The 14918-nt window shown below is 54.9% G+C and carries 12 protein-coding genes; 10 read left to right on the forward strand and 2 right to left on the reverse strand.

Features of this window, described 5'->3' with window-relative positions; translation table 11 throughout:
- Positions 1-48: 48 nt before the first annotated feature.
- The 5 genes from secD (at position 49) to ACI48J_RS06710 (ending at position 6273) form a co-directional block, all read left to right on the forward strand.
- Positions 49-1281 carry a protein translocase subunit SecD gene (gene secD, locus ACI48J_RS06690; RefSeq protein ID WP_326054345.1) on the forward strand — a complete coding sequence of 411 codons (1233 nt, stop codon included), beginning with the start codon at positions 49-51 and terminating at the stop codon, positions 1279-1281.
- Positions 1271-2191, forward strand: coding sequence for a protein translocase subunit SecF (gene secF, locus ACI48J_RS06695; protein WP_405082232.1), 921 nt, complete (start codon positions 1271-1273; stop codon positions 2189-2191). Before secD ends, secF begins: the two co-directional genes overlap by 11 nt.
- Positions 2192-2283: 92 nt before the next feature.
- The gene (locus ACI48J_RS06700; protein WP_405082233.1) at positions 2284-3237 is read left to right on the forward strand and encodes a cation diffusion facilitator family transporter; all 954 of its coding nucleotides are present in this window, start codon (positions 2284-2286) and stop codon (positions 3235-3237) included.
- A gap of 43 nt (positions 3238-3280) precedes the next feature.
- Positions 3281-5743, forward strand: a complete 2463-nt coding sequence (gene recJ, locus ACI48J_RS06705) for a single-stranded-DNA-specific exonuclease RecJ (RefSeq protein ID WP_405082234.1) — start codon at positions 3281-3283, stop codon at positions 5741-5743.
- Positions 5744-5757: 14 nt separating this feature from the next.
- Positions 5758-6273, forward strand: a complete 516-nt coding sequence (locus ACI48J_RS06710) for an adenine phosphoribosyltransferase (protein WP_405082235.1) — start codon at positions 5758-5760, stop codon at positions 6271-6273.
- Positions 6274-6362: 89 nt separating this feature from the next.
- Here ACI48J_RS06710 and uraA read toward each other — a convergent pair whose 3' ends face one another.
- On the reverse strand, positions 6363-7619 hold the full coding sequence (gene uraA, locus ACI48J_RS06715; protein WP_405082236.1) for a uracil permease: 1257 nt from the start codon (positions 7617-7619) through the stop codon (positions 6363-6365).
- 236 nt (positions 7620-7855) lie between these two features.
- Here uraA and ACI48J_RS06720 point away from each other — a divergent pair, with 236 nt between their 5' ends.
- The 4 genes from ACI48J_RS06720 to ACI48J_RS06735 all read left to right on the forward strand — a co-directional run bounded on the left by ACI48J_RS06720 (position 7856) and on the right by ACI48J_RS06735 (position 13236).
- Positions 7856-10042, forward strand: a complete 2187-nt coding sequence (locus ACI48J_RS06720; protein ID WP_326055292.1) for a bifunctional (p)ppGpp synthetase/guanosine-3',5'-bis(diphosphate) 3'-pyrophosphohydrolase — start codon at positions 7856-7858, stop codon at positions 10040-10042.
- A 27-nt stretch (positions 10043-10069) separates the two neighbouring features.
- The gene (gene dtd / locus ACI48J_RS06725; RefSeq protein WP_405082237.1) at positions 10070-10513 is read left to right on the forward strand and encodes a D-aminoacyl-tRNA deacylase; all 444 of its coding nucleotides are present in this window, start codon (positions 10070-10072) and stop codon (positions 10511-10513) included.
- Between the two features lie 135 nt (positions 10514-10648).
- Positions 10649-10822, forward strand: coding sequence for a hypothetical protein (locus tag ACI48J_RS06730; protein WP_326055289.1), 174 nt, complete (start codon positions 10649-10651; stop codon positions 10820-10822).
- A 431-nt stretch (positions 10823-11253) separates the two neighbouring features.
- Complete coding sequence (locus tag ACI48J_RS06735) at positions 11254-13236, forward strand: FAD-dependent oxidoreductase (protein WP_405082238.1); 1983 nt, start codon at positions 11254-11256, stop codon at positions 13234-13236.
- Between the two features lie 172 nt (positions 13237-13408).
- Here the strand turns inward: ACI48J_RS06735 and ACI48J_RS06740 are convergent, their stop codons facing one another.
- Positions 13409-14194 carry a phosphodiester glycosidase family protein gene (locus ACI48J_RS06740; protein ID WP_405082239.1) on the reverse strand — a complete coding sequence of 262 codons (786 nt, stop codon included), beginning with the start codon at positions 14192-14194 and terminating at the stop codon, positions 13409-13411.
- A 237-nt stretch (positions 14195-14431) separates the two neighbouring features.
- Between ACI48J_RS06740 and ACI48J_RS06745 the strand changes: the two genes are divergently transcribed.
- A complete protein-coding gene (locus tag ACI48J_RS06745; RefSeq protein WP_009674280.1) occupies positions 14432-14737 on the forward strand; it encodes a helix-turn-helix domain-containing protein in 306 nt (101 codons plus the stop codon).
- Positions 14738-14918: the final 181 nt, after the last annotated feature.

Genomic DNA, 14918 nt, shown 5'->3' on the forward strand with positions numbered 1-14918 from the left:
GTGTGGGTATAATAGGAATATTGAGTTGGGAAGGGAGATTATCAAGGCATGAATGTAAAACGGATCTCGGCGTTTTTCATAACCGTCATTGTCACGCTGGCCGTGATCGCAACGACGAGTCCCGGGCTTCTTGGCAAGATCAAGCTCGGTTTGGATTTAAAAGGAGGGTTTGAGATCCTCTACGTGGCTGAGCCGTTTACGGCCGGTCAGAAAGTAACACCCGCAACTTTGAAGAAAGCGGCGGAAAGCATCGCGCAGCGCGCGGACAAGCTCGGCGTAGCGGAGCCGGAAGTTCTCGCCGAAGGCGAAAACCGTATCCGTGTCCGTCTGGCGGGCGTCCAGAACGAAGATGAGGTGCGCAAGCAAATCGGCAAACCGTCTTCCCTTACATTCCGCGACCCGGAAGGCAATAACATGCTGATCGGTACGGATTTTGTCGAAGGTGGAGCCTCGGTCGGTTACGATTCGACGAATCGTCCGGTTGTACAAATTAAGATGAAAGACCGCAGCAAATTTAAAGATGTGACTACAAAAATGGTAGGCAAGCCCCTTGCGATTTATCTTGATGAGGAAATGCTGTCCTCGCCGATGGTTAACACGCCGATCGACAGCGACGTAGCTACGATTTCAGGCAGCTTTACTTTCGAAGAAGCGCAAAAACTGGCCGACACGATCAACCTCGGTGCCCTCCCTCTGAAATTGACGGAGAAATACACGCAGGTAGTCGGCGCCTCCCTCGGACAGATGTCTCTGGAGCAAACGATCCGCGCGGGTATTATCGCATCCGTTATCATTCTGGTCTTTATGATTCTCCTTTACCGTCTGCCGGGTATTATTGCGGCCTTTACGCTTATCACGTATACTTGGCTGCTTCTCGTGCTGTTTGACTGGATCAACGCGACACTTACCCTTCCGGGGATTGCGGCACTCGTGCTCGGGATCGGGATGGCGGTCGACGCCAACATTATTACGTACGAACGGATCAAAGAAGAAATCCGCAGCGGCAAGAGCATTCCTTCTTCGCTTAAAGCGGGCTCCAAAGCCTCTTTCCGTACGATTATGGACGCGAATATCACCAATATCATTTCCAGCCTTGTGCTCTACTATATCGGCAACGGAGCTATCAAAGGCTTTGCTTTGACCACGATGCTCAGTATTATCGTGAGTATCTTGACGAACGTGTTCTTCTCGAGATTCCTCATTCACCTGCTCATTAAGGGTAATGTGTTTAAAAAGCCCGGCTATTTTGGCGTGAAGGAGGCGGAAATCCGTGAACTATAGTAACAAATTCAACTTTGTCAAACACCGGAACATCTTCTTCGCAATCTCCGGTATACTTGTATTGGCCGGTATTGTGACGCTCCTGCTGTTCCAAATGAATTACGGCGTCGACTTTAAAGCGGGTACTTCCATCGACGTTTCGGTAGGACAAGCGATCACCAAAGAGAAGGCGCAGGAAATTTACAAAGGCGCGGGCTTTGATCAGACGGTAACGATCGGCGGAGCCAACGGCGACCGCGTTTCCACCCGTTTCGATGAAATTCTGGGCAAAGAACAGGTCGATAAAATCAAGGCGGCTTTCGAAGCCCCTTATAAAGATAAGGTGTCCATGGAAGTGAACACCGTATCGCCCGACATTGCCAAGGAACTTGCCATTAAAGCGATCATCGGTATTCTCATCGCGAGTGTCGCGATCAGCATCTATGTGAGTATCCGGTTTGAATGGAGATTCGCGTTAGCCGCCATCATTTCCATTCTTCACGATGCGTTTATAGTCGTCGCAATGTTTGCCATTTTCCGTTTCGAGGTCGACTTGCCGTTCGTAGCCGCCGTACTGACTACCGTCGGTTACTCGATTAACGACAAGATCGTTATCTTCGACCGGATTCGTGAAAACCTTCGTTTCGCCAAGCTGAAAACTCCGGAAGATCTGGAGAAGCTTGTTCATGACAGCACATGGCAAACGATGGCCCGGAACATCAACACGGTTCTTACCGTATTGATCGCGGCTGTCTGCCTCTTTATTTTCGGCAGCGAATCTATTAAATTATTCGCCCTGGCGAAAATCATCGGTCTGACAAGCGGCGCATACTCTTCCATCTGTATCGCGAGCCCGCTGTGGTACCTGCTCAAAAGAAATTCGCTCGGCAACAAGCGCAAAGCCGCTCCTGCCGCAGCCGCAAAAGAATAAGCTCACTGCCGCGTGAATCCTTGTTCCCGCGGCTTTTCCTTGACATGAGATAGAAGCGTCACCCAGCAAACTATTCATTTAGGAGAGTCGACATGTCAGACGAACGATTTCAGAAAGCCGAAGTCGCCGCGTGGATTGGAATAGGTGGCAACATCGGTCTTACGGTTCTTAAGGGTGTGGTCGGCGTGATGGCGGGAAGCCGGAGCCTCTTGGCGGACGCCGTGCATTCCGCTTCGGATACAGCGGGTTCATTCGCTTCGCTGCGAAGTCTGAAAGCGCCGGGAACTCCCGTCGACCATGGCCGCTCCTACGGTCGTGACAAAGCGGAATCCATAGCCGCGATTCTAATTGCGGTCATTATGACGATCATTTCCGTGGAAATCAGTATGAACGCGGTGAAGGATATGGTTTCCGGCGTACATAACCCGCCCGAGAGCTACGCGCTTATTGCCGTTATCGCTTCCCTTGTTTGCAAAGAAGTCATGTTCCGGTACAATTACTGGGTCGGGAAAAAGCTCGGCTCACGCGATCTGATGATCGGCACATGGGAACACCGTTCCGGCGTGTATTCCTCGATTATGGCGCTGGCCGGGGTAGGAGGCGCTCTGATCGGTGAAAAAATGGGCTGGGGGTTTATGTACTACCTGGACCCGGCAGCAGCCGTCGCCGTCACCCTTCTTATCGTTAAAAACAGCTACGGGGTGATTACCGACGCGCTTCAGAAAACGATGGACCGTGCCCTGCATCAGGAAGATGCGCGGGATATGATCGACGCCGTACAAGGCGTAAAGGGCGTCATTTCCGTAGAAGACCTCCGAGCCCGGGAACACGGGCATTATGTCATTGTGGAGCTCAGAATCAGCGTGAATCCGCGCATTTCCGTTCTGGAAGGCAACGATATTGCAAGATCGGTCAAGTACCAGCTCATGAAAAAATTTATACACCTTTCGGATGTCACGATTCACGTATTCCCTTACGATTCGGGATATCCTTACAAACAAGGTATTGATGCCGCTGCAAATGACAGCGCGCAGATGCTTCATTAACGAACGAGCAAAGAAATGATTATGCAAGTTTAGGAGGAACAACGTGCTGGAATCCAAAGCAAGATGGCGGTTGGGCGCTGGAGACGAGGCCGTTGCCGGGCAGCTTTGCGATGCTCTCGGGATCGATCCGCTGCTTGCCAGGCTGCTTGTGCTGCGCGGAGTTAGCAGCGTTCCCGAAGCCGAACAGTTTCTCAGCGGAGGAAGCGGTCATTTTCATGATCCTTTCCTGATGGAAGGCATGGAAACGGCGGTCAGCCGGATCCGATCCGCTCTCGGCAGTGGACAAAAAATTCGTGTCTACGGCGACTACGATGCGGACGGAGTCAGCTCGACGGCGCTTATGGCTCACCTGCTCCGAGGTTTGGGCGCCAATTTCGACACCTACATTCCGCATCGAGTCAAAGAAGGCTACGGTTTGAATAAAGGGGCCGTTGATCTCGCCAAAGAGCAAGGAGTATCTCTAATTATCACGGTCGATACCGGTGTAAGTGCGGTAGAAGAAGTCGCTTATATTCAGGAGCTCGGCATGGACGTCATCGTGACGGACCATCATGAACCGCCCGGTACGCTGCCTCAGCCGCTTGCCTTGATTAATCCCAAGAAAGAAACCTGCCCCTATCCGTTTAAGGGGCTTGCAGGTGTTGGAGTCGCTTTAAAGCTGGCTCAGGGACTGCTGGGCCGTCTGCCCGAAGAATTGCTGGAGATTGCCGCAATCGGCACCGTAGCGGATTTAATGCCGCTGCATGACGAGAACCGGCTTATCGTTAAGCTCGGACTGGAACGAATGAGAAAGTCGGCTTATCCCGGACTGCGTGCCTTGATGGACGTCTCGGGTGTCGACCGGAGCGCAGTGAATGCCACGCACATCGGATTCAGCCTCGCGCCCCGGATCAATGCCAGCGGCAGGCTCGAGCATGCCTCGACGGCTCTCAAGCTTCTGGTGACGGAAGACGATGCCGAAGCGGTATCAATCGCGGAAGAGCTCGATCTGCTGAACAAAGAACGCCAGTTCATTGTAGACGAGCTGACGGGACTGGCTAAGGCCGCCGTGCAAGAAGAACAGGACGAAGCTTTGAAGCGGGGAGAAACGCCCAAAAACTTTCTCGTCGTTTCCGGTGAAAAATGGAATGTCGGTGTCGTCGGTATCGTGGCTTCGCGTTTGGTCGACACTTATTACCGGCCGACCATCGTGCTCAGCATAGATCCAGATACGGGCATGGCCAAAGGTTCCGCCCGCTCGATCGCGGGGTTCGATATGTATCAGGCGCTGACGCACTGCGCCGATCTCCTGGATCATTACGGCGGGCACCAGGCTGCAGCCGGCATGTCGCTGCGCAGGGAGAACATCGCCGAGTTTGAACGGAGGCTGAACGTTCTAGCCGGAGAATGGCTCACTGCGGAAGATTTTATCCCGCTGCTTGCCGTCGATGCGGAATGCAGCCTCAGCGAGGTGCCCCTCGAATGCATCGAGGAGCTGGAGAAGCTGGCGCCGTTCGGAGTAGGCAATCCGGCGCCGAAGATTTTGTTCAGCGGCCTCCGTCTCGATGAAATCAAGCTGATGGGCCGGGAGCGCCAGCATCTCAAGCTGGTTCTCACGGATGCCGCCGCCGAGATCGCGGCCGGAGTCGAGGCCGTGGGCTTCGGCAAAGGCTGGCTCGGCAGCCTGATGACGCCGCAGGCGCCCGTTGACATTGTCGGAGAACTCTCCGTCAATGAGTGGAACGGCGTGCGCAAGCCGCAGCTCATGCTGCAGGACTTGCGCATCCCGGCTCTCCAGGTCTTCGACTGGAGAGGCAAACCCGCCGCGCGCGTCGGCGAAGACCTGGCCGCGCTCGGCGAGCGGCTCGCCGCCCTTCCGGGGCGCGGCTCCGCCCGGCCGCCGGCCCTTGTCCTCTTCGGCGAAGAGGACCGGGCGCCCGGCGCCGGCGGGCGTCCGGCAGGCCCCGTGTGGCGGTGCCTGCCGGACGGGAGCCTGGCAGCGGACAATGAAACGGCCCGGGAACTTCAGTTCCCGGAAATGACCGACATTGTCCTCTGCACGGCTCCCCGCTCGCTCGCGCAGCTGGAGCGGGCGCTCGCTCAGGCGGACGGCATTCGCCGGTGCTATGCCGTCTTCGCCGATCCCGTGCCGCAGGATGGCGGCGCGATGCCTACGCGTGACCAGTTCAAAGCGGTCTACGCGTCCGTCAGGCAGCAGGGCATGTGGGATATGCGCAATCCCGCCCTGCTGCAATCGTTCAGCCGCCGGTCGGGCTTATCGGCCGCGATGATCTCTTTCGTCCTCGATGTGTTCGAGGAGCTGGGATTTATCGAGAAAGCCGGAGGCGTCGTCCGCCCGGTAGCCGCTCCGTCCAAGCGTGACCTGACGACCTCGAGAAAATACCAGGAACGTCTGTCGCGCGCGGAAGTCGACCGCGTCTGCGTGTATACGTCCGCCAAAGAATTAAGCGACTGGATTGCAGGCTGCCGTTCACCGCAGCAGCTGTCGTCCGCGCAACCCACATAAATGGAGGAATCCCCATGAATTTCAAAGAGTACATCCGCGTCATCGAAGATTTCCCGCAGCCGGGCATCCGTTTTAAAGACATTACGACCCTGCTGCAAAATGGGGCTGTATACAAAGAAGCGATCGACGAGATCGCCCGTTTCGTCAAAGACAAGGAAATCGACCTGATCGCCGGTCCGGAAGCACGCGGGTTCGTCGTGGGCGCTCCTCTTGCCTATGCGCTCGGAGTAGGTTTCGTGCCGATCCGCAAGAGCGGCAAGCTGCCGGGCAAAACCATTGAAGCGGACTACTCCCTGGAGTACGGCAAAGACAAGCTGGCGGTGCATGACAATGCGATCAAACCGGGTCAGCGCGTGCTGATTGCAGACGATCTGCTCGCAACCGGCGGCACCATCAAAACTTGCGTCAATCTGATCGAACAACTGGGCGGAGAAGTCGTGGGTTCGGCATTCCTGATCGAGCTGACTTATTTGAACGGCCGCAAGCAGCTGCCTGAGGGCAAAGACGTCTTCACTTTAATCCAGTACTAAGGTTAAGTTCCGATACCAAAAAAGGCCTGTTCTCCTTGCGGAGAGCAGGCTTTTTATACATGACTTTTTTCTTGAACGACGCAGATGAACTAATCGTTCGAAAGCTTCAACACCTCGACCAGTTTGAAGAAAAGGCTGAGCACGATAGCCGATACGGTCGCCAGCGCCATGCCTTTCAGCTCGAAGGAATCGATTTTGAGGGCCGCGCCGCTGAGGCCGATAATAAGCACGATGGAAGTCAAAATCAGATTAGTCGCCTTGGAATAATCGACTTTGCTTTCGACCAGCATCCGGATACCGGATGCGCCGATCACTCCGAAGAGCAGGAGCGAAACGCCGCCCATCACCGGAGTCGGGATGGTCATGATCAGTGCGGCAAGCTTGCCGGAGAAGGAGAGTACGATGGCAAAGCAGGCCGCGCCGCCGATGACCCAGGTGGAGTATACACGAGTCAACGCAAGTACGCCGATGTTTTCGCCATAGGTCGTATTCGGCGTAGAACCGACGAAACCGGACAGGATAGTAGAGATCCCGTTGCCGAGCAGCGAGCGGTCCAGTCCGGGATCCTTGGACAAGTCCTTGCCGACGATGTTGCCGGTTACGACGAGATGACCGATATGCTCGGCGATCACGACAAGGGCCGCAGGCAGGATGAGCACGATGGAAGTGAGGTCGAACTGCGGCGTGTACACCTGCGGCAGAGCGAACCAGTTCGCTTCCGAAACTTTGGCGAAGTCCACGATACCGACTGCGGCGGCTAAGATATATCCGATTACGATCGAGACGAGAATCGGAATGATTTTCATAAAGCCGCGGAACAGGACGTTGCCCAGCAGGGCGATCAGCAGGGTAACGATGGAGACGAGCAGCGCTTTGCTGTCGAGGGGAGCGCCGTCCTTCGGCAGGAATCCGGCCATGTCTGCGGCTGTCGGTGCCAGCTCAAGCCCGATAACGGCAACGATGGCGCCCATGGCGGCCGGCGGGAAAACGACGTCGATCCATTTCGTCCCGACTAGCTTGACCAGCAGAGCGACAAGCACGAAGACGATTCCGACGATGATGAAGCCGCCCAGCGCGGAATTGTAGCTCTTGGTGGCGAGCACGGCGAGCACCGGCGAAATGAAGGCGAAGCTGGAGCCCAGATAGGCCGGAATTTTTCCTTTACACAGAAAGATGTAGAGCAGGGTTCCGATCCCGTTCATCAGCAGCACGATGGCCGGGTTGACTTGAAACAGCGCGGGAACGAGAACAGTGGAGCCAAACATGGCGAACAAATGCTGCAGGCTCAGCGGAATGGTTTTGCCAAGAGATGGCCGTTCTTCAACCCCGATGGTACGGTTACTCATGTCCGAACATTTCCTCCTTTATCGCGTTTAAGCGATGATAGCTAGAGTTCCATCGACAAGTGTAGCAGATTTTCGGGATTCGTCTATAGCTTTTTTCGGACCGGAAGGAGAATTTGCGGAAAAAGGTCGTCATTTCCCGAATTTTCTTGTTTTGAGCGGGCTTGACAGTTGACGCAAGGCGCACAATTTAGGCATAATGAATAGAAATATCCATGTTTCGTAGAAAGGGTTTATTCATGGGAATAGAGCAGTTGCTGGAAAAGGCGGCACAGTACTTTAAAGAGACAGAACTCAACCGAATCAAAGAGGCGTACGAGTTCGCGGAACAAGCCCATCACGGGCAGGTGCGTAAATCCGGAGAGCCTTATATTTTACATCCTCTGGCCGTTGCCGACATTCTGGTCGACATGCAAATGGACGTGACGTCCATAATTGCGGCTCTGCTTCACGATGTCGTGGAAGACACTACGGTTTCGCTTGAGGCCGTCCAAGATAAATTCGGCAGAACCTGCGCCATGCTGGTAGACGGTTTGACCAAGCTGGAGCGGATCAAGTTTAAAACCAAAGAAGAGCAGCAGAACGAGAACTACCGCAAAATGTTCGTGGCGATGGCGCAAGATATCCGCGTCATTCTTATTAAACTGGCCGACCGGCTGCATAATATGCGGACCCTCAAGTACCAGTCCGAAGAGAGCCAGCGGCGGATCGCCGACGAGACGCTCGAAATCTTCTGCCCGATCGCCCACCGGCTCGGTATTTCCGCCATCAAATGGGAAATGGAAGATATCGCGCTCCGTTATCTGAACCCGCAGCAGTATTACCGGATCGTCAATCTCATGCAGAAGAAGCGGACGGAACGGGAGAAGTACATCGAGGACGTCATCCGGAATATCCAGGACAAGCTCCGCGAAATGGGAATCGAAGGCGATATTTCCGGCAGGCCCAAGCACATTTATTCCATCCATAAAAAAATGTCTTCGCGCAACAAGCAGTTTAACGAGATCTACGATCTGATGGCCCTGCGCGTCATCGTTGACAATATTAAGGATTGCTACGCCGCGCTCGGGATTATCCACACGCTGTGGAAGCCGATGCCGGGACGTTTTAAAGACTATATCGCCATGCCGAAGCCGAACATGTACCAGTCGCTCCATACGACGGTAATCGGCCCGAAGGGCGAGCCGCTCGAAGTCCAGATCCGGACTTGGGAGATGCACAAAACCGCCGAATACGGAATCGCGGCCCACTGGGCCTACAAAGAAGGCAACGGCTCCCCCGAGGGAACGTTCAGCGACAAAATGCAGTGGTTCCGTGAAATTCTCGAGCTGCAGAAAGAAACAGACAACGCGTCGGAATTTATGGAATCCATGAAGATGGATTTCTTTACCGATCTTGTTTTTGTTTTTACTCCCAAAGGGGAGGTTATCGAGCTTCCGGCGGGCGCGGTCCCGCTTGATTTTGCGTACCGCATTCATACCGAAGTCGGCAATCGCACCATCGGAGCCAAAATCAACGGCCGGATCGTGCCGCTGGACCACAAGCTCAAAACGGGCGATATCGTCGAAATTTTAACGTCCAAGCATTCGTACGGACCCAGCCAGGATTGGGTGAAAATCGCCCAGTCCTCGCACGCGCGCAGCAAAATCAAGCAGTGGTTCAAGAAAGAAAAGCGCGAGGAGAACGTGGCCAAAGGCCGCGAAGCCATCGAACGCGAGCTGAAGCGGCTGTCTTTCGATCCGCAGATGCTTATGACGGACGAGAAGCTGCTGGAGGCGGCCAAGAAATTCGCTTTTAACGATATCGAAGATATGATGTCCGCTATCGGGTTCGGCGGAATCACCGCCGCTCAGATATGTACGAAGCTTACGGAGAAGCTTCGCAAAGAGAAGGAAGCGGAAGAAGCCCAGGCGATGGAATTGACCAACGAGGTCAAGGAAGTCAAGGCGGCTCCCGCCGAGAAGAAAAGCAGACCGGTCAGCGGCGTAAGGGTAAAAGGAGTGGATAACCTCCTGATCCGCTTCGCGAGATGCTGCAACCCGGTGCCGGGCGACGACATTATCGGCTACATCACGCGCGGCCGCGGGGTGTCGGTTCACCGGACGGACTGTACGAACATTCCGGGAGAGAACACGGAGGAAGGCAACCGCGTCATCGAGGTCGAGTGGGCGGATTCCGTGGAATCGAATTTCCACGTGGAAATCGAAATCACGGGGCATGACCGCCGCGGTCTGCTGAACGAAGTGCTTCAGGTCGTTTCGGAAAGCAAAACGATGATTTCCGCGGTTTCCGGCCGTTCCGACAAGAACAAAATGGCCATGATTCACATGACCATCCTGATCCGCAACATCGAGCACCTACATGCCGTTGTGGAGAAGATCAAGCGGGTGGAGGACGTATATTCCGTTCAGCGGATTATGCAATAAGCACTTTCGGCAGGGAGAGTGGAATTAATGAAAGTCGTGGTACAGCGCAGCAAGGAAGCGCAGGTTACGGTAGACGGGGAAATCGTCGGCCGCATCGACAGGGGCTTGATGCTTCTGGTAGGGGTGGGCCATGAAGATACCGAAGAGGACGCCAAATATTTGGCGGACAAGATAGCGGGCTTGCGCATTTTCGAGGACGAACAGGAGAAAATGAACTTTTCCGTGAAAGATATCGGCGGCAGCGTGCTTTCCGTTTCGCAGTTTACCCTGTACGGGGACTGCCGGAAAGGCAGAAGACCGAATTTTATGGGAGCGGCCCGGCCCGAGCAGGCAGAGGCTTTGTACGATAAGTTCAACGGCCTTCTCCGCGAACAGGGCCTTCATGTGGAAACGGGGGCGTTCGGACAAATGATGGATGTCACTTTCACCAACTGGGGGCCGGTCACGCTTATTCTCGAAAGTAAAGCTTAATCGGGCGGGGGCAGGGCTGGCATAATGCGGCAGCTCTTGGGACAGGCTAAAAGTCGAAGCCGCCGGCCGGAGGGCCTTCTCTACGGGGAAGAACTTCCGCCGGCGCGCCACTAGACAGAGGAGCCTTCCTACACCATGCGCCGATCCCTTAAAGAAAAGCAAATGACCCAGCCGGAGAGCCAGCTCGCTCATTCCGCTTATTCCGAAAGAATACGTGCCGGAGCGGAGCTGTCCGGGATGGAAGCGAGCGGGGAAATCGCCCCCGTGCAAGGAAGATTCAAACGGACGGCCAAAGTGCCGCCGCGTTAACGAGACCGGCCTCCCAGCGGAAGGCCGGTTTTCATTTTGCGCGAATAAGGGAGACGCGGGAGCTCATCCGGCTTTAAGCCTTTGTCCCCCTTGCAAAATATGTTACACTAATCATGGTCATTTTTAGGAGGAAATGAAGCTTTTAGCCGATTGGCGGAGACCGTTCGGCTTCATTCCCGTATAAGAAGAAGTGGTGCTTGAATTTCCCGCAGTTCCGGGGATTCAAATAAGGTCACGACCCTACAAAACCGAGAGGTACACCCTAAGGCGGATAACGGGTTCAACTCCCCTACTCTCCGCTGTCCCGGACGTAATCATATGTAGTGCTCTAAACCGGAAAAAGCTCCGGAACAACCCCATGCACGCAGGACCACATGACCGGGACGCAAGCAGTAACGCAAGCAGTTGGAATACAATGAGGAAGGTGCCCCATGACAAAGAGTAAGAGCAACCATTCGAAGCATGCCGCATCAAAATCCTGGATCGTCTGGATGTGCCTGCTGATCGTGCTGACCGTAATCGCAGCCGCAGCCGCACTTTACTGGCAGTACCGCCATCACAACAAACCGAAACCGATCGTTCAGCATACGCTGTCCGAAGTGAAGTCGGCGTCGAATCTGGAGAAGCAGTATGATGTGATCGTCGTCGGTACGGACCCCGAGGGCGTAACAGCAGCGGTGTCCGCCGCCCGAAACGGGCAGAAGACCCTGCTGGTGGACGGGCACGACCGGGAAATTCTCGGCGGCCTGATGACACTCGGCTGGCTGAACAGCATCGACATGAACTATGTGCCGAATCCGTCCGTGCTCAATCCGCACGACGTGCTGAACAAAGGCCTTTTTTCCGAATGGTACAGTAAAATCGAAGGCGATTCCTTCAGCATCAACACGGCGGCGAACGCCTTCTACGACATGGTGCGCGGCGAAAAAAATATCGATCTTATGCTTAAACTTAAATCCATCGAGCCGCTCTTGTCCAATCAGGGACAGCAGACTCGCGTAGAAGGCATCACCCTTACAAAAGAAGACGGAACGAAGCAGGAAATCCGTGCGAATGCGGTGATCGATGCGACCCAAGACGGCGATATCGCCGCGGCGGCGGGCGTGCCTTTTACATACGGGCTGGAAGATTTGGGCAACAAAAACGCCAAAATGGCGGTCACGCTTGTTTTCAAGCTGAAAAATGTGACGCCTGAAGTCTGGTCCCAGATCAGCAAGCATTTGAAAACGGACGACGACCCGATGTCAGATGCCAACGAAGTCAGCGCATGGGGTTACAAAGAGCTTTACAACTACCCGGCGCTTAACCCGGAACGCGTGAAGATGCGCGGTCTGAACATCGGCCGCCAGGACGGCGACATGGTGCTGATCAATGCCCTGCAAATTTTCAATATCGACGGTCTGGACGCGAAGTCGCGTGCCGAGGCGTTTGAAATCGCGAAGAAAGAAATTCCGAACGTGGTCGGTTTCCTGAAAAAGAACTACCCCGAATTCGCGGGTGTCGAACTCGCGGGAACGGCTCCGGAGCTGTACGTCAGGGAGACGCGCCACATTCAGGGGGAATACCGGCTGAATATTATCGACCTGCTGGAAAACCGCGACCAATGGGACCGGATCGCGTTCGGCTCGTATCCGGTCGATATTCAGCGTCTGGCTCCGACGGACACCGGAATGGTCGTCACGCAGCCGGAGCAGTACGCGATTCCTTTCCGGAGCATCGTGCCCAAGAAGGTGGACGGGCTGCTCGTCGTCGGGCGCGCGGCTTCTTACGACACGCTTCCGCACGGCAGCGCCCGTGTCATCCCGGTCGGCATGGCCGAAGGTGAAGCGGCCGGCGCCGCGGCCAAGCTGGCCAAAGATGCGGGCCTGAGCTTCCGCGAGCTTGCCGCTTCGAAGGAGAATATTGCGAAGCTTCAAGACATGCTGAACAAACAGGGTGTGGATCTTAAGCCTTTCAGCATGAAGCCGCAGCCGTTTATGACCCATAAGCAGTATGAAGGTCTCAAAGCAGCCGTATCCATGTCTCTCGTAGGCGGCGGCTACAAGAACGAGTTTGAGCTGGACAAAGTGTCAAACCCGCAGCGCATGGTGAACTATATCACCCGGATGAAGAAAATCATCCCGTCGGCTTACGGCGGCGACCCGAGCGGTTCGCTGAAAGGGATCGACGAGGAAGCGCGCAAGAAGTCCGCGCTGACGCTCGATCAGGCTGCCTATACGATAACACAGGGACTGGGCATCGCGGTTTCGAAGGATGACGCTCTAGCCGAGCTTTCCAAGCGCGGAATCGTGCAGGAAACGTCGCTCGCGACTATCAAGGACAAGCAGAACCTGACCAACGGCGATACCTTTATGCTGATCATGGATTTGCATAAATACGCCGAAAGCAAAGGCGCAAAACCCGCGGCGTCATAAGATTGTCCGAGATTGTAACGAAATTGTAACTTGATTTTCATCTGGGATTAATGTTCGCGCCCTATACTAAATATCGACCCCCTTTACGATATAGATATCCATGGACAGTCTGCAGCTTAATGCTGCAGGCTCTTTTCTTTTTATGGCCTCATATTCTCGCAAGAACGGATTGTCAATGCAGGGCAATCATCTGATAGATTTGCCTTTTGTCGCCCGGCAGGGAAGCCTGCGCCACCTTGAGCTGGGAGGAGCCGTTCCCGTCCAGGAATACGCCGTCTACGAGTCCGCTTCTGCCCAGCGATCCCGCGATTGCGGCGCGGAACTGCTCGCCGGTGCACGGTGTCGGCGTTACGACCAGCCAGACGGCGTTGCTTTTGTCGTACACGATGCCGGTCCGCATGCGGGCTTCGTTCAGGGCCGGCATATTCTCCTCCTTGGCGAGCTTGCGCCAGTCGGCTTCGTTTTGCAGGCTCATGGAGATTCCGCCTTGAGCCCAGTAGCGGCTGCGGTCCGCTACCTTCAGCTCGGCCGCGTCTGACGCCTGCTGGACCGTAAACTGCCGGGCCGCACCGTCCCAGACGAGGGTTCCCCGCTTATGGCCGGTATTGAACCAGCCCGATCCGTATTCGCCCTGCGCCCCTTTGACCGGCCGGTCGTTCATAACGGCGATGCTGAGCAGGTTGCCCTGCCAGAAAAAGCCGCCGTTAATTCCGAACTCCGACAGCTCCATGATGTTGCCTTTTACGGCTTTGAGCGCGATCCGTTCGGGTTTGGTTTTCGCCACATGCAGCTCGACCCCGTTGGGCGCCGTTATTTGCGCATAGGCATAAGCAGGAGGGGGCGGGCCTTTTTCTCCGGACTGATGGGCGAAGAGCAGGGTGACGGCAAAACTGGCGGCCGCAACGGCACCGTAAATCGCAAGCAGCTTGTCTATTCGGGTGAAAAACCGGGGAAGCATAGCCAACCTCCTGTCTGTTCGGCTCTATGATTCACGAACTCTATGATCCTATTCTATGAGGGAGGCGCTAGAGTAGAACCCGCATTTTTCAAATGGCCGAAAAAGGTTTAAAGAAATGACAGCCCGGCGGCGGATGAGCAGGTGAAGGCATAACCGGGCCGTCGGCGGGATATTAGCTTAATAGACTTACTTTTGACAAGTCACTATGGTAAGATGTAACTAAGGAGATGATGTCGCATGGCAGATTTTCATTTGTGTCCCAAATTCGAGAATGCGTTTGAACTGCTTGGAAAACGTTGGACAGGGTTGATCATCCGGGTCCTTTTGAGCGGTCCCAAGCGTTTTAAAGATATATCCGATATGATTCCGAGCATGAGCGACAGAATGCTGTCCGAACGCTTCAAAGAGCTGGAGGCGGCGGGAATTCTGATCCGGCACGTTTACCCGGAGACGCCTGTACGGATCGAATACGAACTGACCGAGAAAGGCAAGGGCCTCGAACCGGTTATGGACGAGCTGCAAAAATGGGCGGAAACTTGGTAAGGGAAAAGCTTGACTTTGCCGGGAGAGCCGTTTACAATCATCTCTAATACAACCCTGAAAAACTTTGATCCGCTGAAGGGATGAAGTCGTTCGACTCCACGTACTCAGAGAGGGAAGCCCTGGCTGCAAGCTTCCTTATGATGGCCGAGCGTAAGACCTCCCGGAGGACAATCGGTGAACA

Source organism: Paenibacillus chitinolyticus (genome assembly GCF_045038035.1).
Classification (GTDB): Bacteria; Bacillota; Bacilli; order Paenibacillales; family NBRC-103111; genus Paenibacillus_F; species Paenibacillus_F chitinolyticus_A.